This window comes from Streptomyces sp. NPDC006743 (assembly GCF_040703815.1).
In the GTDB taxonomy this organism is placed as follows: Bacteria; Actinomycetota; Actinomycetes; order Streptomycetales; family Streptomycetaceae; genus Streptomyces.
In genome coordinates this window covers 158,883-182,221 of sequence record NZ_JBEYJA010000004.1, presented here as the reverse complement: position 1 = coordinate 182,221, position 23,339 = coordinate 158,883, and the positions used below count along the sequence as shown (strand labels likewise).

21 protein-coding genes are annotated in these 23,339 nt (G+C 75.7%); 9 read left to right on the top strand and 12 right to left on the bottom strand.

Features of this window, described 5'->3' with window-relative positions; genetic code table 11:
• Positions 1-12: 12 nt before the first annotated feature.
• Together murQ and ABZ719_RS05405 are read right to left on the bottom strand one after the other, a co-directional pair.
• Positions 13-987 carry an N-acetylmuramic acid 6-phosphate etherase gene (gene murQ / locus ABZ719_RS05410; protein WP_366723893.1) on the bottom strand — a complete coding sequence of 325 codons (975 nt, stop codon included), beginning with the start codon at positions 985-987 and terminating at the stop codon, positions 13-15.
• Positions 988-1,051: 64 nt separating this feature from the next.
• A complete protein-coding gene (locus ABZ719_RS05405) occupies positions 1,052-1,999 on the bottom strand; it encodes a MurR/RpiR family transcriptional regulator (RefSeq protein WP_037856979.1) in 948 nt (315 codons plus the stop codon).
• A gap of 83 nt (positions 2,000-2,082) precedes the next feature.
• Here ABZ719_RS05405 and ABZ719_RS05400 point away from each other — a divergent pair, with 83 nt between their 5' ends.
• Together ABZ719_RS05400 and ABZ719_RS05395 are read left to right on the top strand one after the other, a co-directional pair.
• Entirely contained in the window at positions 2,083-2,466 is a 384-nt protein-coding gene (locus tag ABZ719_RS05400; protein WP_366723892.1) for a hypothetical protein, read from the top strand.
• A gap of 25 nt (positions 2,467-2,491) precedes the next feature.
• Positions 2,492-2,770 (top strand): DUF4031 domain-containing protein, encoded by a 279-nt coding sequence (locus tag ABZ719_RS05395; protein ID WP_366723891.1) that lies wholly within the window; start codon positions 2,492-2,494, stop codon positions 2,768-2,770.
• On the opposite strand, the gene ABZ719_RS05390 is transcribed toward ABZ719_RS05395, so the two are convergent.
• Entirely contained in the window at positions 2,752-3,819 is a 1,068-nt protein-coding gene (locus tag ABZ719_RS05390) for a GNAT family N-acetyltransferase (RefSeq protein WP_366723890.1), read from the bottom strand. The genes ABZ719_RS05395 and ABZ719_RS05390 overlap by 19 nt on opposite strands.
• Before the next feature lie 28 nt (positions 3,820-3,847).
• On the bottom strand, positions 3,848-4,501 hold the full coding sequence (locus tag ABZ719_RS05385) for a hypothetical protein (protein WP_366723889.1): 654 nt from the start codon (positions 4,499-4,501) through the stop codon (positions 3,848-3,850).
• A 146-nt stretch (positions 4,502-4,647) separates the two neighbouring features.
• Between ABZ719_RS05385 and ABZ719_RS05380 the strand changes: the two genes are divergently transcribed.
• On the top strand, positions 4,648-5,370 hold the full coding sequence (locus ABZ719_RS05380) for a copper homeostasis protein CutC (RefSeq protein WP_366723888.1): 723 nt from the start codon (positions 4,648-4,650) through the stop codon (positions 5,368-5,370).
• Positions 5,371-5,643: 273 nt separating this feature from the next.
• Here ABZ719_RS05380 and ABZ719_RS05375 read toward each other — a convergent pair whose 3' ends face one another.
• Entirely contained in the window at positions 5,644-7,608 is a 1,965-nt protein-coding gene (locus ABZ719_RS05375) for a UvrD-helicase domain-containing protein (RefSeq protein WP_366724025.1), read from the bottom strand.
• A 589-nt stretch (positions 7,609-8,197) separates the two neighbouring features.
• Between ABZ719_RS05375 and ABZ719_RS05370 the strand changes: the two genes are divergently transcribed.
• Both ABZ719_RS05370 and ABZ719_RS05365 read left to right on the top strand, forming a co-directional pair.
• Positions 8,198-8,380 (top strand): hypothetical protein, encoded by a 183-nt coding sequence (locus ABZ719_RS05370; RefSeq protein ID WP_037856963.1) that lies wholly within the window; start codon positions 8,198-8,200, stop codon positions 8,378-8,380.
• Positions 8,381-8,397: 17 nt separating this feature from the next.
• Positions 8,398-9,582 carry a glycosyltransferase 87 family protein gene (locus ABZ719_RS05365; protein WP_366723887.1) on the top strand — a complete coding sequence of 395 codons (1,185 nt, stop codon included), beginning with the start codon at positions 8,398-8,400 and terminating at the stop codon, positions 9,580-9,582.
• Here the strand turns inward: ABZ719_RS05365 and ABZ719_RS05360 are convergent.
• Both ABZ719_RS05360 and ABZ719_RS05355 read right to left on the bottom strand, forming a co-directional pair.
• Entirely contained in the window at positions 9,545-11,191 is a 1,647-nt protein-coding gene (locus ABZ719_RS05360) for a DNA repair helicase XPB (protein ID WP_037856961.1), read from the bottom strand. The genes ABZ719_RS05365 and ABZ719_RS05360 overlap by 38 nt on opposite strands.
• A gap of 346 nt (positions 11,192-11,537) precedes the next feature.
• Entirely contained in the window at positions 11,538-14,129 is a 2,592-nt protein-coding gene (locus tag ABZ719_RS05355; protein WP_366723886.1) for a helicase-associated domain-containing protein, read from the bottom strand.
• Positions 14,130-14,833: 704 nt separating this feature from the next.
• Between ABZ719_RS05355 and ABZ719_RS05350 the strand changes: the two genes are divergently transcribed.
• Both ABZ719_RS05350 and ABZ719_RS05345 read left to right on the top strand, forming a co-directional pair.
• Complete coding sequence (locus ABZ719_RS05350) at positions 14,834-15,943, top strand: hypothetical protein (protein WP_366723885.1); 1,110 nt, start codon at positions 14,834-14,836, stop codon at positions 15,941-15,943.
• 69 nt (positions 15,944-16,012) lie between these two features.
• The gene (locus ABZ719_RS05345; RefSeq protein WP_366723884.1) at positions 16,013-16,717 is read left to right on the top strand and encodes an HAD family hydrolase; all 705 of its coding nucleotides are present in this window, start codon (positions 16,013-16,015) and stop codon (positions 16,715-16,717) included.
• A 30-nt stretch (positions 16,718-16,747) separates the two neighbouring features.
• On the opposite strand, the gene ABZ719_RS05340 is transcribed toward ABZ719_RS05345, so the two are convergent.
• A complete protein-coding gene (locus tag ABZ719_RS05340; RefSeq protein ID WP_366723883.1) occupies positions 16,748-16,996 on the bottom strand; it encodes a hypothetical protein in 249 nt (82 codons plus the stop codon).
• A 284-nt stretch (positions 16,997-17,280) separates the two neighbouring features.
• Here ABZ719_RS05340 and ABZ719_RS05335 point away from each other — a divergent pair, with 284 nt between their 5' ends.
• Positions 17,281-17,664 (top strand): cold-shock protein, encoded by a 384-nt coding sequence (locus ABZ719_RS05335; protein WP_037856949.1) that lies wholly within the window; start codon positions 17,281-17,283, stop codon positions 17,662-17,664.
• 61 nt (positions 17,665-17,725) lie between these two features.
• Here ABZ719_RS05335 and ABZ719_RS05330 read toward each other — a convergent pair whose 3' ends face one another.
• The 4 genes from ABZ719_RS05330 to ABZ719_RS05315 all read right to left on the bottom strand — a co-directional run bounded on the left by ABZ719_RS05330 (position 17,726) and on the right by ABZ719_RS05315 (position 21,399).
• Positions 17,726-18,583, bottom strand: a complete 858-nt coding sequence (locus tag ABZ719_RS05330; protein WP_366723882.1) for a 1,4-dihydroxy-6-naphthoate synthase — start codon at positions 18,581-18,583, stop codon at positions 17,726-17,728.
• A complete protein-coding gene (locus ABZ719_RS05325) occupies positions 18,564-19,328 on the bottom strand; it encodes a futalosine hydrolase (protein WP_366723881.1) in 765 nt (254 codons plus the stop codon). The genes ABZ719_RS05330 and ABZ719_RS05325 overlap by 20 nt, the downstream gene beginning before the upstream one ends.
• Positions 19,329-19,383: 55 nt before the next feature.
• Entirely contained in the window at positions 19,384-19,848 is a 465-nt protein-coding gene (locus tag ABZ719_RS05320; RefSeq protein WP_366723880.1) for a DUF2771 domain-containing protein, read from the bottom strand.
• A 111-nt stretch (positions 19,849-19,959) separates the two neighbouring features.
• Positions 19,960-21,399, bottom strand: coding sequence for an MFS transporter (locus tag ABZ719_RS05315; RefSeq protein ID WP_366723879.1), 1,440 nt, complete (start codon positions 21,397-21,399; stop codon positions 19,960-19,962).
• Positions 21,400-22,400: 1,001 nt separating this feature from the next.
• Between ABZ719_RS05315 and ABZ719_RS05310 the strand changes: the two genes are divergently transcribed.
• A complete protein-coding gene (locus ABZ719_RS05310) occupies positions 22,401-23,324 on the top strand; it encodes a DUF3027 domain-containing protein (RefSeq protein WP_366723878.1) in 924 nt (307 codons plus the stop codon).
• Positions 23,325-23,339 lie beyond the last annotated feature (15 nt).

Genomic DNA, 23,339 nt, shown 5'->3' with positions numbered 1-23,339 from the left:
TCAGGACGTGTCCTACACCACGCCGGCGCTCCTGCCGTTCTCCGGCCGCGACTCGGCCGTGCCCGCCGCCAGCGCGGCCCGCAGATGACCGCCCGACTCGGCGAGCAGGCGGGCCGCGGCCGGGCCGTCGACCCCGGAGAGCAGGACCAGGATGGCGTCCTTCACCTCGCCGTCCGTGGCGGTCAGCGCCCGCTCGATCTCCTCGTCCGGCGCGCCCGTGGCCAGGGCGACGATCCGCCGGGAGCGGGCGCGCAGTTTGTCGTTGGAGGCGCGCACGTCGACCATCAGGTTCCCGTACGTCTTGCCCAGGCGGATCATCGTGATCGTCGAGAGCATGTTCAGGACGAGCTTCTGGGCCGTGCCCGCCTTCAGCCGGGTGGAGCCGGTGAGGAGTTCGGGTCCGGCGACGATCTCGATGCCGTGCTCGGCGGCGGCGGCCAGCGCGCTGTGCGCGTTGCAGGCCAGGCCGACGGTCAGCGCGCCCAGCGCGCGGGCGTGCTCGACCGCGCCGATGGCGTACGGGGTGCGGCCGGAGGCCGAGATGCCGACCACCGTGTCGTCGGGGCCGAGGCCGAGGGCGTCGAGCGCCTCCACGGCCAGCTCCCGGGAGTCCTCCGCCCCCTCGACGGAGGTCACCATCGCCTCCGGACCGCCCGCGATCAGACCGACGACCTGCCCCGGGTCGGTGTTGAAGGTCGGCGGGCACTCGGAGGCGTCCAGCACCCCGAGCCGCCCGGCAGTGCCCGCACCCGCGTAGATCAGCCGGCCGCCGCGCGCCATCCGCTCGGCGACCGCGTCGATCGCGGCGGCGATCTGCGGCAGCCGCTCGGCGACGGCGGCGGGCACGGCCGCGTCCTCGGCGTTCATCAGCCGCGCGATCTCCAGCGTGGGCAGCCGGTCGATCTCGGACAGTTCAGGACGGAACGCCTCGGTCGTCAGCGACTCCAGCTCGGCGCGCAGCTGACGGTAGGGGGAGGGGGAGGTCATGAGGGGTGGCTCTCTCCGTGCGGTACGGGTGCGGTGGGGCCGGCGGTGCCGGGGCGGGCGGTGGTCACGAACGCTGGGAGCCGCCCCGCGGACTGTGGCGGTGCGCCAGCGCCTCGTACGACGCCGCCAGCGCCGGTGCCGCCGTCTCGTACGTCCGCTGGGCCACCCCGACGAACAGGCAGTCCACGACGAGCAGTTGACTGGTCCGGGAGGACATCGCGGCCGGGCGCAGTTCGCTCTCCCGGGACGTGGCGGTGGTCAGCACGTGGTCGGCGTACTGGGTGACGGGCGCGTCGGGGCGGCCGGTGATGGCGACGGTGGTCGCGCCGCGCTCGAAGGCGGCCCGCAGCGGCTCGATCACGTCCCCGGTCGAACCCGAGTGGGTGATCGCGATGGCGACGTCGCCCGTGCGCAGTTGCACCGCGTTGGTGACGGCCAGGTGCGGGTCGCTGTGCCCGTGCGCTATCAGCCCTATGCGCAGCAGCTTCTGGGTGAGGTCCTGGGCGACCAGTCCGGAGGCCCCGATGCCGTACACGTCCGTACGGCGGGCGGCGGCCAGGGCGGCGACGGCGGCGCCGAGCTGGACCGTGTCCAGTCCGGCGGCCGTGTCGGCGAGGGTCTGCTGCTCCTCGTAAGCGAGTTTGGCGACGACGTCCGCGATGGGGTCGTCGACGGCGATGTCGGTGGTGATGGCGGGGGCGCGGCCGGACTGCTGCTGGGCGGCGAGACCCGCGAGCGCCAGGCGCAGGTCGCGGTAGCCGGGGTAGCCGAGCAGCCGGGCGGTCCGCACCACCGTCGCCTCGCTGGTGCCGGTCAGTTCGGCGAGGCCGGTGACGGTCAGGGCCGCGCAGCCGGCCGGGTCGTGGGCCACGGCCTCGGCGACGCGCTGCATGGAGCGGGTCATGGACGGCGCGAGGGTGCGTACCTTGGCCGCGAGGGCGGCGGGTGCGGGAGGCGTGAGGCCTGCGGCGGCGCCCGAACCTGCGAAAATTTCCTTCACGTCCTGGGTCACGTATGAAAGATATTTTCTGTCCGGGTGTGCGGTCAAGGGTGCGCACGCGCGCACCGCGGCGGCCCCGTGCGCACAATGGAGCCATGGAACCCATCAGCCCGCTCGAGCAGGCCCTGCACGCCGCCCGTGCCCTCGTGCTCGCCGATCTCGTCGCCGGCCAGGTCGCCGAGGCGGACGTGGTCTCGCTCGTGGAGGACTCCGTCGTCCAGCGCCGCTGGTGGGTGGAGCAGTGGCCGGACGGGGCGCGGTACGTGGCCGGTCTGGTCGCCCAGGACGTCCAGGACGCCCTGCTGGAGCGGTACGGCCGCTGGCCGCTGTGCCCGGTGTGCGGGTACGGCGACCCGCACGCCCTCGACGTCGAACCCGAACTCGGCCCCGATCCGCACTGGGTGTGCGCGCAGGCGGGCGTGAAGGTCGCGCCGGTGGGCGCGCTGGCGCAGGCGATCGGCGGGAAGACGTCGTCGTGAGGGGCGCCCGTGGCACGGTGGCGCCGTGACCGTCTACATCGACCCGCCGTCCTGGCCCGGGCACGGCCGCCTGTGGTCCCACCTCGTCAGCGACGCCTCCTACGACGAACTGCACGCCTTCGCCGCCGCGTTGGGCGTACCGGCGCGGGCCTTCGAACGCGACCACTACGACCTGCCCGCGCACCGCTACCCGGACGCGGTGGCGGCCGGCGCGGTCGAGGTCAGCAGCCGCGAGGTGGTGCGGCTGCTGCACGCGGCGGGGCTGCGCCGCCGCAAACGCCGTCTTCAGGGGCGCAGTTCGTAAGCCAGCAGGTCTCCGGCGTCCTCCACCCGGACGAAACCGGTTCGGGTCACCACCCGCTGGGACGGCAGGTTGGCCCGTTCCACCTTCGCGAACAGCCGCCGTACGTCGTCGCGGGCCAGCGCCCACGCGGTCAGGGCGCGCAGCGCTTCGGTGGCGTGGCCGTGGCCGCGGGCGGAAGGGGCCAGGTCGTAGCCGACCTCCGCGCACCCGTCCTCGTCGGGCACGCCGTGGAAGCCCATGCCGCCCACCGCCCGCCCGTCCTCGCGCCGCACCAGCACGAACATGCCCCATTCGGGCCGGTGCACCCCGCTCTCGTACGCCTTCACGAGCATCCCGGCGGCCTCCCGCGTGCCGTGGAAGGGTCCGTCCGCCACCCACGCGAACCCGCCGTCCCCGCCCGCGGCCAGGTCCCGCGCGGCGGCCGGGGTGACGCCCTCCAGGACGAGCCGTCCGGCGGGGAGCACGAGCGGGTTGCTCCACCGCCACCCGGTGACCGGCGCCCGGCCGGGCAGCTCGCCGCGCCCGGTGGCCCACAGCAGGGTGGGCCAGGGGGCGGCGCCCGGCCGGACGTGCGGGAAGAGCCGCGTCAGCACGTCCTCGCACAGCTCGGCCCGGGGCTCGTAGGCCAGCCCCAGGCCCTGGGCGATGTCGTGCGTGTGCAGCAGCACCTCGGCGACGCCCATCGCGGCGAAGCCCTCGCGGTTCGCGCTGCGGAACGGGTACGGATGGAACGCGCGCACCTCGCGGGGCGTGGTCCGTACGGCCGCGGAGAGCAGCCTGCCGGTCGCCTCGATCACCTCCAGGGCGCCCGTGTTGTCCGTGCCCTCGTCGAGGGTGATCTCGAACGGCACGTACGCGTTCTGCGCCCGGCCCGCCAACTGCCCGGCGTAGGAGATGAGATCGCCCGCGACATGCTCGGCCGTCCGCCGGCAGCTCCACTCCAGGCGCGCGGCCCGTACCCCCTCCCAGTCCCGGTCCGCCGCTGTCCGCAGCACCGCCACGGCGTCCGTGACGGCCTGCTCCACCTCGTCCCCGCCCCATGCCCTCATACGGCGCAGGGTAGGCGCCGCGGCCGCCTCACGACGACAGCATTTCCAGCTCGGAGGTGAGGTTGTAGCGGGCCGTGGCCTCCCAGTGGCGCTGGCCGTAGGGGGTGCGGAACAGCAGGGGCCGGCCGAGCAGCCGGCGCAGGATCTCCGCGCGGCCCTCGCGGAAGGCGTCGCCGGGGACGAAGTGGTACTCCGCGCGGACCGCGGCCGTGTAGGCGGCGTACGCCGACGGGGGCGCGGCCAGGATCGCCAGGTCGGCGTCGCACAGGACCTGGCCGTCGCTGTCGTCGCCGGCCGGGTCGTGGCTGACGGTGAGGCGGACCAGCCGGGCCACCTCGGCCGTCCTGTGCGCCGGGACGCCGGACTCGGCCAGCGCCCGCTCGGCCAGCCGCGCCGACCGCTCCTCGTTCTCGGAGCGTTCGGGCAGGTAGACGGCGTCGTGGAACCAGGCGGCCAGCCGGACGGTGTCCGGATCGTCGGCGTACTCCTCCAGTACGTCGACGTGGTCGAGGACCGCGGTGAGGTGGGTGAGCGTGTGGTAGTGCCGCTGCGGCTCCCGCCAGCGGCCGAGCAGGTTGTCGGCGTACGGCACCGGGTCCGGTCCGCCACCGGGGCCACGGGCGCCGTCGAGGGCGCGGGTCCATCGGATGCGCAGGGCTTCGATGTCGACGTGATCGGCCATGGCGCCATTGTCCTGCGCGATCCGCCCCGCCGAAGGGGGAGCCGGACATCTTCGGGCGACGGGTTCTGCGCCCGGGGGCCCGTTCGGCGTACCCTGATATTGGACTAGACCTGTCAAGCCCCACGGCATCCGAGGAAAGGGGTCCTATGAGCATGCGTGCAGTCCTGGAGGTGATCGCCCTCGACGCCGAGGACGCGGTCGCCGCCCAGGCCGGAGGCGCGGACCGCCTCGAGCTGGTCACCGACATGGCGGCCGACGGGCTGACCCCGCCGGTGGCGACCGTCGCCGCGATCCGTGCCGCCGTCGACATCCCGCTGCGCGTGATGGTGCGGCTCGCGGACGGGTTCGCCGCGGGCGGTGCCGGAGGCGTGGACAGGCTGGCAGGGGTCGTGCGCGACATGCGGGCCGCGGGCGCCGAGGAGTTCGTGCTCGGGTTCCTCGGCGCGGACGGACTGGTGGACATGGCGGCCGTGGAAGCCGTGGTCGGCGCCCTGGACGGATGTCCGTGGACCTTCCACCGGGCGATCGACAACTCCGCCGACCGGGACGCCGTGCGCAAGCAGCTGGACGGGCTGCCGGGCCTGGACACGTACCTGACCGCGGGCGCGGCGGGCGGCGTGGACGCCGGGCTGCCCACCCTGGTCGCCGAGGCGGCCCGCGCCGGCCGGCCCGGCTACGAACAGCGGATCATGGTCGGCGGCGGCCTGCGCCTGGAGCACCTGCCGCCGCTGCGCGCCGCCGGGATCGACGCCTTCCACATCGGCGGCGCGGCGCGGTCCGACGGGTGGGCCGGCGCGGTGTGCGCGGACGCGGTCGCGCAGTGGCGTTCGGTGCTGGACGGGCAGAACGCCGAGCGACTGGCGGTGTGAGCCGCCGGACCGGGGGTGACCCGGGCGGGCGGCGGGTGCCGTGCGTGGGGTGGCGGGGCCGGGTGTCCGGTGCGGGCGGTGGTGGCTCGGCCGGGCTTCCTGGGTGTCCGGGGGCGCCGCGCGGCCGACGGCGCGGGGCGCCGGCCGCACGGCCCGCGGCTGCGCGTCGGTGGTCCGGACGCCGGGGGTGCCTGCCCGGCGGTCCGGACACCGGGTGCCTGCCGGCAGCCCGGACACGGGGTGCCTGCCCGGCGCCCGGACATCGCCGGCCGGTCAGGTCAGCTGGGGCGGGAGCGGGGCCGTGTGGGTCACGATCAGGCCCGACACCGCACGGGTGAGGGCCACGTACAGGCGGCGCAGACCGGTCCGTTCGTCCGGTTCGCCGTCGACCACCGCCTGCGGGTCGTCGAGGACCACGTAGTCGTACTCCAGGCCCTTGGCGAGGGAGGCCGGGACCAGGGTGAGTCGGGTCTCGGCCGTCGTCTCCTCGCCGGGGGAGAGGTGGGCCAGGCCCGCCGCGGCCAGGGCGCCGGCCAGGGCCGGGATCCTGGCGTCGGCGGCGATCAGGCCGGTCGAGCCCTCGTGCCGCAGCAGTTCCTCGCAGGCGGCGACCACGTCGGCGTCCCCCTCGGCGGCCCGGATCCGGAAGAAGCCCGGGTTCTCCCGGACCGAGGCGACCGGCGTCAGCCCCGGCGCGATGTGCGGCAGCAGCCGGGAGGCGTAGGTGATGACGTCCGTCGGCACGCGGAAACCGGCGGTCAGCTCCTCGATGACCCCCTCGGACTTGCCCAGGTGGGCCAGCGCCTCCTCCCAGGTGCGGGTCGCCCACGGCGTGGTGCCCTGCGCCAGGTCGCCGAGCACGGTCGCCGAGCCGGTCGTGCAGCGGCGGCCGACCGCGCGGTACTGCATCGGGGACAGGTCCTGCGCCTCGTCCAGCACCACGTGTCCCAGGGAGTGGGTGCGCTCCACCAGGTCGGCGGCCTCGTCGATCAGCACCGTGTCGGCCGCCGACCACTTCGCGGACTTCACCGACCTCACAGGCTTCGCCCACAGGATCGTCTTCTGCTCCTCGGCGGTGAGGACCCCCTCGGCGTGCTCGGCGAGGAACTCGGCGTCCGTGAGCAGCCGCAGCACCAGCTTGGCCGGGTCGACCGGCGGCCAGACGGCCTTGACGGCGGCCTTCACCGCCGAGTTGCGGGCCACGGTGTCCTGCACGCGGTCGTCGGGGGCCTCGCCCGCCCGCTCCATCTGCACCAGCACGGCGTGCGCGATGCGCTGCGGCAGGGCCTCGCGGGCGGCTCCGTACCGGATCCCGCGCTCCAGCAACTCCCGGACCAGCTCCTCCAGTTCGTACGCGGGAACGCGCCAGCGGCGCGAACCGCGCACCACCACGACCGGCTCGGTGGGCATCGTGACGTGCGAGTACAGCGCCCTGCGCAGCACCTGAGCCATGCGCGCGTCGCCCTTGACCAGCGCCGCCGCCGCGTCGTCCGTGCCGCGCACCTCGGCGTGCGCGACCAGGTCGTCGACGGTCGCCTGCTGCACGGCCAGCTCGCCGAGGGCCGGGAGCACCTGTTCGATGTAGTTCAGGAAGGACCGGTTCGGGCCGATCACGAGGGTGCCGGTGCGGGCCAGGCGCTCGCGGTGGGCGTAGAGGAGGTAGGCGACCCGGTGCAGGCCGACGGCGGTCTTCCCGGTGCCGGGGCCGCCCTGGACGCAGACGGTGCCGCCCAGGCCGGAGCGGACGATCTCGTCCTGTTCGGGCTGGATGGTCGCCACGATGTCGCGCATCGGGCCGACGCGCGGGCGCTCGATCTCCTGCTGGAGCAGCTTGCTGGTGGTGGCCGCCTCGGCCGGGTCGGACAGGTGCTCGTCCTCGTACGCCGTCAGGTCGCCGCCGGTGTAGCCGAAGCGGCGGCGCAGCCCGACGTCCATCGGGTCCTTCTTCGACGCCCGGTAGAACGGCTGGGAGACCGGCGCGCGCCAGTCGATGACCATGGGGTCGCCGTCGGCGTCGTGCACGTGCCGACGCCCGATGTAGAAGCGCTCGCCCTCGGCGCCCTCCGCCCGGTCGGCGCCGGGGGCGTGCAGGTAGTCGAGGCGGCCGAAGAACAGCGGGGTGTCGCTCAGGTCGGCCAGCGCCTTGATGCGCTCGTCGATCTGCCGGGCGAGCACCTCGGCGTTGACCCAGTTCGCGCTGACGTCGCGGATGTCGAGCGACTGGACGTCCTCGCGCATGGCGCGCAGGGCGGCGCGGGAGGCGGCCAGGTGGGAGCGCTCACGGGCGAGCGGGTCGTCCGCGGGGGGCTCGGCGGCCGCTGCCGCGGCCGTCCGGGGTGTCGCGGGACGTGCTGCGGAGTCGGTGGGCGTGGACGACGACAAGGGGGTGCCTCCGGAAGACCTACGGGACAGTCGGCGCGGCGCGGTGCCGCGCGCGGCGGCGGGTGACGCGGTGCCGTGCGGTGCGGGCGCGCGGGAAACTGCCGGCCGGTTTCCGTCCGGTCGGCGGCACTCCGTGGGGAGGCGGGCAGGAGCGGAGATTGTAGAGGGCCGGGGGCGGTGAGGGCCAACCGTTTTCCGGCGGGCGGGCGGGGCGGTGGTCCGGTAGCACGGCGAGTGGGCGGCCGGGCTGCCGGGCGGTGCGGCGGGTCCCGGTGCGGCGGGTGGGGCGGCCGGTGCTGCCGGGGGAGCCGGCCGGGGCGTCCCCTAGGGGAAGTCGCCCGGGCGGTGTAGGGGACGGCATCCCTCCGGAGGGGTACGCGGAGGGCGGGAGGATTGGCTCCGCAGACCGATGCCGACCAGGCGTCCCGAGAGCCACCCTTGAGTCATGAGTGCAGCGACCATCCATCCGGCACCCGCCGCTCGCCCGGCCGGTGCCACGGCTGTCAGGGGCAGCCACCACCACCGCCTGGGCGACGCCCTGCACGCCGTGAAGGTGTTCGCGGGTGCGGCGTTCGACGTGATCATCCTCGGGGAGTACGGCGAGGAAGCGGGCATACGTCATAAGTAACCCTTTAGGGTCGGTCCGTGACAGAACGGACGGTGGCCCTCCGGTCACGCGCGGCGGCCCACCCGGCCCTCCTGGCGGTCTCCTTCCTCGCCCTGGGGGCCGTGTTCGCCGCCCTGCGCCTGCCGATGCCCGACGCCCTGGTGTACCGGGCCGAGGGCGCCGCCGTCCTCCACGGCCGTGACCTGTACGGCTTCGAGGTCACGGAGGGCCACCTCCCGGCCACCTACCCGCCGTTCGCGGCAGTGCTGTTCGTGCCGACCGCGCTGCTGCCCGTACCCCTGCTGAAGTCGGCCTTCCTCGCGGGCAACGCGCTCCTGCTCGCCTGGCTCGTCCACCTGTCCGCACGCCTGGCGGGCCGCCCGGCCGGCCTCGCCACGCTGTGCACCGCGACGGCCCTGGCCCTGTGGTGCGAACCGGTCTTCCAGACGTTCCGGTACGGGCAGATCAACCTCGCCCTCGCCTGCCTGGTGCTGTGGGACCTCACCCGGCCGACCGGCGCGCGCGGCAGGGGCGCGGCGATCGGTCTCGCGGCCGGCATCAAGCTCACCCCGGGACTCTTCGCCCTCTACCTGCTGCTGCGCGGGCGCGGACGCGAGGCGGCCACCGCGGCGGCCGCTTTCGCCGGGACCGTCGCCGTGGGCGTGCTCGCCGAGCCGGCGGCGAGCGTCGCGTACTGGACCCGTCATGTCTTCGAGACCGACCGAGTGGGGAAACTGTGGATCGTCGACAACCAGTCCCTCCAGGGTCTGATCGCCCGCGTGCTGCGCGACCCCGGCCCCGGGCTCGCCTGGCTGCTGCCGGACCTCGCGGTCGCCGCCGCCGGTCTCTGGCTGGCCCGCCGGGCGCCCGGCGAGCGGTGGGGCGTCCTGCTGACCGCCCTCACCGCGCTGCTGGTCTCGCCGATCAGCTGGTCCCACCACTGGGTGTGGTGCGTGCCGCTGACCGCCGTGCTCCTGGCCGAGGGTCACCGGGTCTGGGCGGCGCTCACCGCGGTCGTCTTCACCGCCCGCACCCTGTGGCTGGTCCCGCACGCCGGCGACCTGGACCTGCGCCTGCCGTGGTGGCAGGAACCGCTCGCCGCGCCCTACGCCCTGCTGGGCCTCGCCCTGCTGGCGGCGAGCGCCCTGGGGTGTGTGGGACGCGGCGATGACGGCGCGGCCCCGGTCAGGCTTCCCCGGCCAGCAGTTCGTCCGCGTCCATGATCCGGTAGGCGTAGCCCTGTTCGGCCAGGAAGCGCTGGCGGTGCGCGGCGAAGTCCTGGTCGATCGTGTCGCGGGCGACCACCGAGTAGAAGTGGGCCTGGTGCCCGTCGGCCTTGGGGCGCAGTACGCGGCCCAGCCGCTGGGCCTCCTCCTGGCGGGAGCCGAAGGTGCCCGAGACCTGGATCGCGACCGTGGCCTCCGGCAGGTCGATGGAGAAGTTCGCCACCTTCGAGACCACGAGCACGTTGATCTCGCCCTCGCGGAACGCGTCGAAGAGCTTCTCCCGCTGGGCGTTGGACGTCTCACCCTTGATGACCGGGGCGTTCAGGTGCTCGCCCAGCTCGTCGAGCTGGTCGATGTACTGGCCGATCACCAGGATCTGCTGCCCGGCGAAGCGGCGCACGATCGCCTCCGTGACCTTCCGCTTGGTCGCGGTGGTGGCACAGAAGCGGTACTTCTCCTCGGTCTCCGCGGTGGCGTAGGCGAGCCGCTCGGAGTCGGTCAGGTTCACCCGGACCTCGACGCAGTCGGCGGGCGCGATGTAGCCCTGCGCCTCGATCTCCTTCCAGGGCGCGTCGAACCGCTTCGGGCCGATCAGGGAGAACACGTCGGACTCGCGGCCGTCCTCGCGCACCAGCGTCGCGGTCAGCCCGAGCCGCCGCCGGGCCTGGAGATCGGCGGTGAACTTGAAGACCGGCGCGGGCAGCAGGTGCACCTCGTCGTAGACGATCAGCCCCCAGTCCCGGGAGTCGAACAGCTCCAGGTGCGGGTAGACACCCTTCCGCCGGGTGGTGAGGACCTGGTAGGTGGCGATGGTGACCGGCCGGATCTCCTTGCGGGTCCCGCTGTACTCGCCGATCTCGTCCTCGGTCAGCGAGGTCCGCTTCACCAGTTCGTGCTTCCACTGCCGGGCGGAGACGGTGTTGGTGACGAGGATCAGCGTGGTGGACTTGGCCTGCGCCATCGAGCCCGCGCCGACCAGGGTCTTGCCGGCCCCGCAGGGCAGGACGACCACACCGCTGCCGCCGTGCCAGAAGTTCTCCACGGCCTGCTTCTGGTAGGGCCGCAGCGCCCAGCCGTCCTCGGCCAGCTCGATCGGGTGCGCCTCGCCGTCGACGTACCCGGCCAGGTCCTCCGCCGGCCAGCCCAGCTTCAGCAGCGTCTGCTTGATCTGCCCGCGCTCGGAGGGGTGCACGGCCACGGTGTCCGCGTCGATGCGGGTCCCGACCAGCGGGGCGATCCGCTTGGACTTCAGGACCTCCTCCAGCACCGGCCGGTCCGTCGTCGTCAGCACCAGGCCGTGCGCGGGGTGCTTGCTGAGGGTGAGCCGTCCGTACCGGTCCATCGTCTCGGCGATGTCGACGAGCAGCGCGTGCGGCACCGGATAGCGGCTGTACTGCACGAGGGCGTCCACGACCTGCTCGGCGTCGTGGCCGGCCGCCCGCGCGTTCCACAGGCCCAGCGGGGTCACCCGGTAGGTGTGGATGTGCTCGGGCGCCCGTTCCAGCTCGGCGAAGGGGGCGATGGCGCGGCGGCAGTCGTCGGCCTGCTCGTGGTCGACCTCCAGGAGCAGGGTCTTGTCGGACTGGACGATCAACGGACCATTCACGCGCGGCACCCTTTCGCTGACGCGGCCGGACGGCTCGGCCAAAACTCCAGTGTGCACCACCGGCCGCACGGGCCGGGCCCCTCACGACGGGCGGGCGGCCGGAGGAAGGACCGGACCGCAGCCGGTATCCGGCAGGCGGACACGCCCGCGGGGCCGGCCGGGAGCGGCGGATGGATCCCGGGCGGATCGCGGCCGGTATCCGGCGGGCGGACACGCCCGCGGGGCCGGCCGGCCGCAGCCGCAGCGTCGGGCCGGACCGCAGCCGGGCCCCGGCCGGAGCGAGGGGCGGCCTCCGGGCGGGCCACGGGTGTCACCGCGCCGGCGCCGCGGCATGTCCTGGCGTCCCTCAGCCGGCGTCCGGCTCCAGCTCGGCCACCCCGGTGATCCGGTGCAGGGGGTAGGTGCGCACCTCGTCCGCCGTGTGGTCGTACGCCGTCACGAAGCCGCCCTCGACCCGGATGGGGGCGATGACGTGCTGGCCGGCGGTGCCCTCGGCGTTGACGTAGCCGATCCACAGGGCCTCGCCGGTGAGGACGGCGGCCTGCATGGTGGCCAGCGTCTCGGCGGAGCTGGTGCGGGGCAGATCGCCGTCGGCCGCGGCCGACGCGGTCGCCTTGCGCGGCGCGGTGGAGGCCAGGTCGCCCGCCCGGATCGCGCGCACGGCCGCCGACAGCAGCGTGGCGTCCGGGACGGGCGGGCCGTCCGGGACCGGTTCGGGGGCGGTGCGCGGCGGGGTGCGGTGGGAATCGGCCCGGGCGATCAGGACGTCACCCTCGGCGGACTCCGCCGCCGGGGCGTACCCCATCGCGCGCAGGCCCTCCAGGAGGGCGGCCGGGTCGGCGGGCGTGGCCAGCACGGTCGGGGCGAGCCGGCGCAGGCGCAGTCCGGCCGAGCGCTTGTCGGCGAGGATCTCGTTCAGCAGCGCGTCGTCGTCGCAGCGCACGTAGGCGGACGCGGCCCCCACCCGCAGGTGCCCGTGGCGCCGGGCCACGTCGTCGATCAGGTACGCGAGCGGCTGCGGGACCGGGGTACGGGAGTGCTGGGCGAGGAAGGCGTGCAGGTCGGCGGCGGTGCGGCCGGCGTCCAGGGCGCGCCGCACCGAGGCCGGGGTGAACCGGTAGACCGTCGCGCCGCCCTTGGACTCCACGTTCGCGAGCACGCCCAGCACATCGGCCAGCGGCCGTCGCAGCGGGCCGGGCGCCACCGCCGTCAGGTCGGCCTGGAGCAGGACGTGGTCCAGCGGCTCGGGCAGCAGCGGCGCGAGCAGGCGTGCGGCGGCGGCCGCGGAGGCCGCCCGCTCGGCGGCGGACGCGACGGCGGGGGCGGGGGCGGGGGCGACGGACGGGACGGAGCCCGGGGCGGCGGCGGTATCGGCCCGGTGGTGGTGGACGGGCAGTTTGTCGCCCGGCCCGGTGGGCTCGGCCGCCCGTGCCGGGGCCGCCGCGGGCGGTGCCCCGAGCAGCGCCCTGCCGTGCGCGGACAGCGCGCCCCGGCCGGTGATGCCCAGCAGCTCGGCCTCGGACAGCGTCCACCGGGCGAGGCGCTCCCGCAGGTCGTGGTCGTGGTCGCGCTGCGGCCCGCGCAGCGGACGCTCCCAGCGCAGCCGGGCGAGGACCGACTCGGGGTCCGGGGCGGTGCCCTCGGGCAGGGCGGCCAGCAGGGACAGCACGCGGCGCCGCACCTCCGGGGCGGCCGAGCGGTCCAGACCCGGGCCGAGCGCGGACAGCGTGCGGTCCTTCGCGTCCCGTCCGCCCACCACACCCGCCGTCCGCGTCGCCGACAGCCACGCCCCGGCGAGGTGCGCCCAGCGGTCGGCCGGGGGCCGCTCCAGCCACTCGTCGTGGGCGGGGGTCGCCGCGTACCGCTCCTCGACGTCGCCGTCGGAGGCCAGCAGCCCGGCCGCGTAGGCGAGTTCGAGCCAGAACGCGGCGACCGGCTCGGACACGTCCAGGGCGACGGCGGTGCGCTTGAGGTCGCGCACGCTCAGGCCGCCCGCGCGCAGCACGTTCGGACCGCCCTCGTCCCAGTCCTTCAGCAGTTCCTCGACGGTGGCCAGCGCCGTGTACGCCTGTCCGGCCGCCGTCGCGTCCACGATCTGCGGGCGGTGCGTGGCCGCCGCGGTCACGGCGGGTGGCACCGGCTCGGGCGTGCGGTGCGCCCGGCCCGCGCGCAGGTGCAGCGCCACCTCGCGGGGCAGCACGACCGTGCCGGGCGCCGTGGGCAGCAGCAGCCCGCGGTCCATCAGCAGCCGCAGCCGGGGCGCGGGATCGGCGGTGACCTGCCCGTACGGCGGTCCCCACACGAGGCGGTCGAGGACGTCGAGGGAGTCGTCCGGCACCGTTGCCAGCAGCGCGGCCATCCGCTTCCGGTCGGTGAACAGCGCGGTGAGCGCGGCGACCGCGGAGACGGAGTCGTGGGTGGAGGGCAGCCCGGCGGCGGTCACGATCTCCTGGATGCGGCCCGGCGACATGCCCGCCGTGGCCTCCTGCACCGTCGGCCCGAGCCCGGTGGGGGAGGGGTGCTGCGCGGAAGGGGCCAGCAGTTCCCGGGCGGTGCGCACCAGGCGCAGCCGGTCGTCACCGCCCCAGACCAGGGCCTGCTCGCGCAGCGTGCCGAGCGCGCGGGGCAGCGCGGCGGCGACGGCGGCGTCCCCTTCGTCCCCGGCCATCAGGCCGAGCAGTTCCCCGTACGTCGCCGGGTCGCCCGCCACGGCCAGCGCCTCCGCCGTCTGCAGGGCGAACCGGTCCAGCCGCTCCAGGGCCCGCACCACCGAGGCGCGGGTGCCGGCGCGGGTGGCGAGCTGGGTGAGGTCGGCGGGGACCGGCGTGATGAGGTCCGGGCGGCTGCGCAGCAGCGCGGTCAGGGAGGCGTCGTCCCGCGCCCGGAGCGCCTCCGCGAGCGAGCGGGGGGCTGCCGCCGGTTTCTCATCGCTGCTCATCCGACCCACGGTAGCGGGTGCCCACGGCAGCCCGGCAGGCGCGCGGCGGCGACGGGGCGGCGACGGCACCCGGGCGCGCGGGCGGCGGGGCCGGCACGGGGCCCCGTGCGAGCGGGCGGGGCAGGCTCCCGGGGGTGCGGGCGGTGAGACGGGTGATGGGCGCCACGGGAGCGGGTGGCGGCGGGCAGCCCGCGTGTGGGCGGCTGGGCGGTGGTGGGCAGTCGGGCGATGGCGGGTGGCCGGGCGGGCGCGGCGGTGGGTTCCGGGCGTCCGGATGTGCACGCGAGGGCGGGCTCCCGGCCGTCCGGGCGGTGGCGGACCGCCGGGTGCAGGCGCGGTTCCCGGGAGGTGCGGGCATGCACGCGGTGGGCTCCGGGCGTGCGGGCGTGCACGGTGGCGGGTCCCCGGCTGTCCTTGCGAGGTGGCGGCGGCCGGGTGTCCGGGCGGCGACCGGCTCCTGGCTGTCCCACGGTTGTCGGACCCCGGGTCTGCCGGGCGGTGGTGGTTCTCGGGTCTGCCGGGCGGAGGCTGTTCCCGGGTGTGCCGAGCGGGGGTTGTTCCCGGTGTGCCGGTGGTGGCCGGGTCCCGGCCGTGCGGGTGGTGGGGCGGCCGCCGTCGCCACGGTCACCGGTGGCTACGGTGGGCGCCGCGCACGCGGTACCGTCGTGCCACGGGGTCATCGGCCAGCCGCCCCGGAGGGGTTCGTGGGGATCGAGAGCGACCAGGTCGTCTACGAGTATCTGAGCCGCGTCGGGGACGTCGCGCAGCAGCGCCAGCTGTCCTCGGCCACCCGGATGCGGCTCGTGTCGGAGCTGCGCGACGAGATCGACCGGTGCCGGGCGAAGGCGGCCGTCGACAGTCCGGCCGCCGTCCGCCGCATCCTGGACCGTCTGGGCAGCCCCGACGACATCGTCGCGGCGGCGGGCGGCACCGCCGGTCCGGGCGCCACCCCGGGTGCCCCCGGCACCGGCGGCACCGGCACCGCATGGCCCCAGGGCCCCGCCGTGCCCGTGCAGCGCGAGCCGGCCCCCGCCCCCGGCGGACCCGCCCGTACGGGGCAGGAAGCGGGGCCCGCCGCGGATCCGGAACCGCGGCGGGAGAGGCCGAGGGGACTGCGCCGGGTCGTGCCCAGGCCGCGTCCGGCCCGCCCGGAGGCGGACCCCGCACCGCCGGCCGGCGGCGCCGTCCCGCCGCACCTGGCGACCGCCGACGACCTGGCCGCCGCGCTGCCCCGCGACGGCTGGTGGCGCGCGCAGGGCAGCCCGTTCGGGCTCGGGGACGACGTCCCGGCCGGTTTCGTCGGAGGGGTGGAGATCCCCGACCTGCTCAAGGCCCCGCCGACCAAGGAGCCCGCGGCGGAGCAGCCCGCGCCCGCGGCGGTTCCGGGGCAGGACGCGGCGGCCGCACCGGAATCCGCCCCCCGACGCCGCTTCCCCCTGCTGCCCCGGCGCGCGGGCAGGCAGGCGGCCCCCGCCGGGCGGTGGAGCAACCCGCTGCTCCTGCTCGCCGCCGCGCTGCTGGTGGGCGGTGCGGTGACCGGCAACCCGTTCGCGCTGCTGTTCGGCTGGGTCATCGCGTACGGATCCCGGCGGCTGACCCCCACCGAGTCCAAGTGGGCCGTCATGGGCATGCCCGCACTGGCCCTGGCCGCGGGGCTCCTGTGGCTGTGGGGCCGCCAGGACGGCCGCTGGGGCACCCCCATCGCCCAGGGCCAGATGAACGACGCGGTCGCCCACACCTGGCCGTGGGTGGTCCGGGCGGCGGCCGTGCTGTCGGCCCTGTTCCTGCTCTGGCGCTCCCAGCGCCGGCGGTAGCCGCCCCGCGGGCGTCCGGGATCCGGGCCGCCCGCACGCCCGCCCGGCCCCCTGGGCACAATGGCCCCCATGGCCCACACCACCTCGCGTCCGCCGACCGTCGGGTTCGACCTCGACATGACCCTCATCGACTCGCGCCCCGGCATCCACGCCTGCTACGTGGCGCTGTCCGCGCGGACCGGGACGCCCGTCGACGCCGACCTGGTGGTCACGCGGCTCGGGCCGCCGCTGGAGGACGAGCTGGTCAACTGGTTCCCGGCCGAGCGGGTGCCGGCCGTGGCGGACCTGTACCGGGAGATCTACCCGGCGACCGCCGTCACGCCCACGCTCGCGATGCCGGGCGCGCGGGAGGCGGTCGCGGCCGTGCGGCGGGCCGGGGGACGGGCGATCGTCGTGACCGCCAAGTACGAGCCGAACGCCAAGCTGCACCTGGAGCACCTGGGCATCGAGCCGGACGCGGTGATCGGCGGCCTGTGGGCCGAGCAGAAGGCGCAGGCACTGCGCGAGTACGGCGCCCGGGTGTACGTCGGCGACCACGTGGGCGACGTACGCGGCGCCCGCGCGGCCGGCGCCCTGTCGGTGGCGGTGGCCACCGGGCCGTGCGACGCGGAGGAACTGCGCTCGGCCGGCGCGGACGTCGTCCTCACCGACCTGACCGCGTTCCCGGCCTGGCTCTCGGAGTACGCGCGGCCCGGCGAAGGGGCCGCTGAAGAGGCGGGCGCGGGATCCGGTGAAGAGGCCGGCGCGCGGTCCGGCCCGCGTTTTTCGGCCTAGCCACGCGACCGGCGGCCCAGGCCGCCCCGCCTACCCGGCGTCGCCGCGAGCCTGCCGGCGGCCCGCGGCGATCGACTGGAACACGCCGCCGGCGGCGATCAGGAAGCCGACGGCCATGAGCATGCTCAGCCCGAACATGTAGGTCGGGAAGGGCTTCGCCCCGAAGAACAACGGCGCCACCGTCACCATGGTGCAGAGCGCGCCGAGGAAGAAGACGAGGGCACCGGCCCGGATCAGCCGGTCACCGGGGGCGGGATTCGCTGGGGTCTTGTCACGCACCCGCCCAGGGTAGTTCCCCGCGCCCCGGGCGGGCCGGGGCCGGGTCCCGGGCGGCGGCCCGGTGACGTCCGCGGGCGGTCGCCGGCGTCACCGGGCAGGCGGAGCGGACTCGGTGCCGCGAGCGGTCCGCGCGGCCGTGCGCCTCTTTTGCGCCACCCGGGGCGCGCGGGCTCCCGGACCCGTTACGGGGCGTGGTTAAGGGCGTGATCGGGTGGGGAGAGCCCCGGTAAGGTGGTTCGTCGGCAGTTCAACGGCGTCCGGGACCGATCGAGGGAGTGTGTGCTTTGCCGACTGGCAAGGTCAAGTGGTTCAACAGCGAGAAGGGCTTCGGCTTCCTCTCCCGCGACGACGGCGGTGACGTCTTCGTCCATTCCTCGGTCCTTCCCGCCGGAGTAGACACGCTCAAGCCGGGACAGCGGGTGGAGTTCGGAGTGGTCGCCGGTCAGCGCGGCGATCAGGCCCTGACCGTGACGCTCCTCGAACCGGCCCCCTCGGTCGCGGCGGCGCAGCGCAAGAAGCCGGACGAACTGCTCTCGATCGTCCAGGACCTGACCACGCTCCTGGAGAGCGTCGGCCAGACCCTGGAGCGCGGGCGCTACCCCGAGAAGGCCTCCGGCAAGAAGGTCGCCGGGCTGCTGCGCGCGGTCGCCGACCAGCTGGACGTGTGACCCGGCCGGAAGGCCCGGGTCACGGCTCCGGCCGCGGTGCCGGTGCCGCCGTCGGAGCCGGTCACGGGAAGGACAGCGCGTCCGGGCCGAGGGGCGGTACGAGTCCCTCGGCCGCCGCACGGGTGAGCAGCCCGCGGATCGCCGCGTAGCCGTCCTCGCCCAGGTCGGCGGTGAACTCGTTGACGTACAGCCCGATGTGCTGGTCGGCGACGGCCGGGTCCATCTCCTGGGCGTGCGCCATGACGTACGGCCGTGACGCCTCGGGGTCGTCCCAGGCGGCGCGCACCGAGGCGCGGACCGACTCGGCCAGCCGGTTCAGCGTGTCCGCGCCCAGCGACCGCTTGGCGATGATCGCGCCGAGCGGGATGGGCAGCCCGGTGGTGGCCTCCCAGTGCTCGCCCATGTCGGCGAGCTTGTGCAGACCGTAGTTCTGGTACGTGAAGCGCGCCTCGTGGATCACCAGGCCGGCGTCGACCTTCCCGTCCCGCACGGCCGGCATGATCTCGTGGAACGGCATCACGACGATCTCGCCCACCCCGCCGGGCACGGTGTCCGCCGCCCACAGCCGGAACAGCAGGTACGCCGTCGACTTCTCGCTGGGCACCGCGACCGTGCGGCCCTGGAGGCCGGCCTCCGGCTCGCGGGTCAGCACCAGCGGCCCGCAGCCCCGGCCGAGCGCGCCGCCGCACGGCAGCAGCGCGTACTCGCCCAGCACGTACGGCAGCACCGCGTACGACACCTTCAGCACGTCCAGCTCGCCGCGCTCGGCCATGCCGTTGGTGAGGTCGATGTCGGCGAAGGTGACGTCGAGGGCGGGCGCGTCGGGGACGCGGCCGTGGGCGAGGGCGTCGAAGACGAAGGTGTCGTTGGGGCAGGGCGAGTAGGCGATCTGCAACTGCTCAGGATTCTGCGGGCTCATGTGGCTTCCACCTCTCCAGTACGGGGACGAGCTTCCCGAAGCCCTCGGTCAGGGCCGCGAGCGCGTCGCCGATGCGCCAGGCGGCGCGGTCGCGCGGTCCGACCGGGTTGGAGACCGCGCGCAGCTCCAGTACGGGGACGCCGTGGGCGCCGGCCGCCTCGGCGACGCCGAACCCCTCCATGGCCTCGGCGAGGGCGCGGGGGTGGCGGGCGCGCAGGGCGTCGGCACGGGCGGCGGTGCCGGTCACCGTCGAGACGGTCAGCACGGTGCCCGTGGCCGCGCCCGTCGCGGCGGCGGCTGCCCGTACGAGTGATCCGGGGGGACGGTGGGTGACGGTGCCGAAGCCGAGGTCGGTCACCGGCAGGAACCCGTCACCGGTCTCGGCGCCCAGGTCGGCGGCGGTGATCTCGTCGGCGAGGACGAGCGACCCGACGGGCGCGCCGGCAGCCGCGGCGGACGGCGCGCCGCCGTCCGTGCCGCGGTCCGTTCCGGTGGGCGCGGCGGTGGCCGTCCGGGGGGCCGCGCCCGGCTCCCGGCCGGGCGTGAAGCCGCCCGCGATGCCCGCGGAGACGACCAGGTCGTAGGGGGTCCCGCCGAGCGCGGCGGCCGTGAGGGCGGTCGCGGTGGAGGCGGCGGCGAGGGCCGGGCCGACCCCGGCGGCGATCAGGTCGTACCCGCCGAAGCGGTGCACGGTCGTCGCGGGCAGCGGCAGTTCACGCACCGGTTCCGTGAACGCCCGTGCCACCGCGTCCCGTTCGGCCGGGACGGCGGTGGCGACGAGTACGCGTACGGAGGACGTGTCAGGAGTCCTTCTGCAGCTTGAAGGACCACACGCCCGTCACGTCCTTGTCGTTGCCCTCCTTGACGGCGATCCAGGTGGAGTTCCCGCTGGCGCCGTACTGGGGGTTGAAGAACACGCTGCCCGGAATGGTGGTGTACGTCTTCTTGCTGGTGTCGGTCAGCGGCTGACCGTTCATCAGGACGGACCAGCCCTTGTCCGCGATGTCCGGGTCGACGCCGAAGCGGACGGTCTCGTCGGGGTCGACCTTGATCGTCTTGTCCGACTTCAGGCACTTGGGCAGGTCGGCGGTCTTGATCGCCTTGCCGTCGTTGTAGCAGGTGGCCTCCGAGTGCACCGAGTCGTCGCCGACGGTGATCGTGGCCATCGGCGTCGGCTTGTCGCAGGCCGTCAGGAGAAGCAGTCCGGCGGAAACGGCGGCGGCGACGGCGCGGCGGCGTCGCACAGCGGATTGCAGCGAGGTCATGGCCGAAGGCTATCGGGCGCGTCCAGCCCTGTGGCCACGCGGGGGTACGGCGTGCCGCCCGACCGGCCCGGCAGGCAGGGCCCGGCCCCTCTGGAGCCGCCCCCGACGGGGTCAGGCCGCCCGGGGACGGCCGGTGTCCGCGCCGCGGCGGGCGGAGGCGAGCAGCCCGCGTGCCGTGGGGAGCCAGCCGGCCGCGACGATCGCCGCGCCCACCGACAGGCCCAGTACGCCGTTGAGCGGCAGGACGATGCCGATCGCGCCGCCCAGCACCCAGGCCATCTGCAGCAGCGTCTCGGAGCGGGCGAACGCGGAGGTGCGCACCACCTCCGGCACGTCCCGCTGGATCAGCGCGTCCAGCGACAGCTTGCCCAGCGCCTGCCCGAACCCGGCGAACGCGGCCAGGCACGCCACCAGGAACGCGCCGAAGAACACGGCCGCGGTGACGGCCACCCCGAGCACGATCGCCACGACCGTCACGACGATCAGCTCCGGGGCGCGCGAGCGCAGCCACGCGCCGACCGCGGTGCCGAGCGCGTTGCCCGTGCCCGCGGCGACGCCCACCATCCCCAGCGACACCGCCGCGCTCGCGCCGGCCAGCGGGTGCTCGCGCAGCAGGAAGGCGAGGAAGAAGATCAGGAAGCCGGACAGGCAGCGCAGCGCCGCGTTCGCGGCCAGGGCGTGGGTGACGGCCGTGCCGACGCTGCGCAGGCCGGGGCGCTTGGCCGCCCGGCGGCGCGGCCCGTGCGGCCGGGCGGCGTCGGCCGCGAGCCGCGCCCGGTCCTCGCCCTTGGCCGAGTCGACCTTGCGGGGCAGCGAGAAGGAGAGGAACGTTCCCGCGACGAAGATCACAAAGGCGCCGTACAGCGGCCAGCGCGGCCCGACCAGGTGCAGCCCCGCCCCGATGGGCGCGGCCACGCCGGTGGCGAGCAGCCCGCCCAGCGTCACCCGTGAGTTCGCCTTGACCAGGGAGAACGACGGCGGCAGCAGCCGCGGCACCACGGCACTCCTGACCACGCCGTACGCCTTCGAGGCGACCAGCACGCCGAGGGCCGCGGGATACAGCTCCAGACCGCCGCCGGCCGCGGCGCCCGCGATGATCAGCGCGAGCAGCGCGCGGGCCAGCATCGCTGCGGCCATCGCGGCGCGCCGCCCGTGCGGCAGCCGGTCCAGCAGGGGGCCGATGACCGGCGCGAGGACGGTGAACGGTGCCATGGTGATGGCCAGGTAGAGCGCGACCCGGCCGCGCGCCTCGTCGGTGGGGACCGAGAAGAAGACCGTGGAGGCGAGCGCCACGGTGATCATGACGTCGCCGGCGCCGTTCACCGCGTGCAGCTCGATCAGCTTGCCGAGCCCGGACTCGCCGGCGCCGTGCGCGTGCGTGGCGCGGCGGATGCCGCGGACCGTGCCGGTGAACGGCAGGCGCAGGGCACGGCCCACCGCGCGGACGGACCCGCCGAACCGGCCCGAACCGCTGCCCCGGCTGTTGCCCTCCGCCAACCCCTCGGGCTCACCGAGCCCTGCGGTCTCCGGGGGCGTCCTCGCGGCTGCCACCCCGTCATAGTGCCCCGATACGACCGCGGCTAGCGCCATTACGGCCCGGATCGACGACGGACGGCCCCCAACAGCCCCACCCCGCCCCACGCCCCCTATGAGCCCCCACACACCCTCGCCCGCCCCCACACCGCTCACGGTTCGGCGCCGGCGCCCCTGGGAGTCCGGCCCTGGCGCCCCTGGGGTTCGACTCCGGCGCCGGTTCCGGTTCCGGCCCCGGCCCGGATCGCGGACCCGTTCCCGGCCCGGCCCTGTCCGGCCCGCCTCCGCCCCGGATCAGCCTCGTCCGGTGCGACGCCGCCTGGTGCGACGCCGATCCCCGGCGGACCCTGCGCGGGGCGCGGCCCGCCCCGACCGGCTCCGAGCCGGCCAGCCTCGGGCGGTCCCGGTCCTCCCCGCCCGCTCCTGACCACCGGGCCGGTGCCCGACGGATCCCCAGATCCCAGGCGTCCCCAGCCGCGCTCAGTCCCGTCCAGTCCCGCCCCGGCCGCCCCGGGCGGCCCTGTGCCGTCCTCTGGCCCACCGGGCCGGTGCACGGCGCGTCCCCCGGCGGGTCCGGCCCCCGCCCCCCAGTGCCACCCCGGCCTGTCCGGACCGGCCCAGCACCCCCCGGCCTGCCCGGCCCGGCCTCAGCCCCGCCCCGTCCCCGGCCTGCCCGCCCCCGCCGCGGCCTCCCGCGTCCTCCCCCGGCCTGTCCGGACCGGCCCCGGAGCCCTCCGTTCCGCCCCCGGATCGCCGCCGGCCCCTCCTCCGGACCCCGCCGCGCGGGGTTGAACCCACCGTCGGTGTAGGCCCAGCGGCGGCGAGAAGGTAGCGTGCGTAGCGCGCCGTGGCGAACGTTCTCGGCCGCGCGCCTTACGTGCATACCGCAGAATGGATGACGTAGGTGCGCCCGAGCGCGATCGGGCGCGGACGTCGACGCGGTCCAGGGTCCGCTCCGTCCGCCCCGCCGCCTTCAGGCCGGCGCACCCGAGAGACGGCGTAGGAGAGAAGCGATACCTGTGAGCGCAGCGACCACGCGAAGCCGCACCCCCGACCGCCTGTGCGCCGAGGCGGTCGACCTCGCCCGGGCCGCAGCCGAGGAGGCGGCGGCCCCCGGCGTCGTCGGCGAGCACTCCGGCCTGGTGTCCGAGGGCGACCGCGTCGTCACGCACTTCTTCGAGTGCAAGGAGCCCGGCTACCGCGGCTGGCGCTGGGCGGTGACCGTGGTCCGCGCCTCCCGCGCCAAGATCGTCACCCTGGACGAGGCCGTCCTGCTGCCCGGCCCCGACGCCCTGCTCGCCCCCGAGTGGGTGCCCTGGAGCGAGCGGCTGCGCCCCGGCGACATGGGCCCCGGCGACCTGCTGCCCACCGATGCCGAGGACCTGCGGCTGGAGCCCGGTTTCTCCGGGGAGGACGAGCCCGCGCCGAATTCCGCGGTCTCCGAGGAGATGGCGGAACTGGCGGAGGCCGAGGACGCCGACGTCACCGCGGGCCCCCCGCGCAACCTGCCCACGGCCCCCTCCCGCGGCTCGATCGCCGCGGTCGCCGAGGAACTGGGCATGCGCCGTGCCCGGGTCCTGTCCCGCTACGGCCTGCATGCCGCCGCCGACCGCTGGGAAGAGGCGTACGGCGCCAGGACCCCGATGGCCCAGGCCGCCCCGGCGTCCTGTGTGAGCTGCGGTTTCCTGACGCCGATCGGCGGCTCGCTGGGCCAGGCGTTCGGTGTCTGCGCCAACGAGTTCTCCCCGGCCGACGGGCGGGTCGTCTCCCTGGCGTACGGGTGCGGCGGCCACTCCGAGGCGGCCGTCATGCCCAAGCCCCCGCAGCCGGCCCCGCCGGTGGTCGACGAGACCCGCGTCGACCCGTTCCCGCTGCGCCCGGCGCGTGACTCGGGCTCGGTGCCCGTCGCCGACGACGAGACCGCCGAACTGGGGCACTCCTAGGCAACTTCCCGGCCA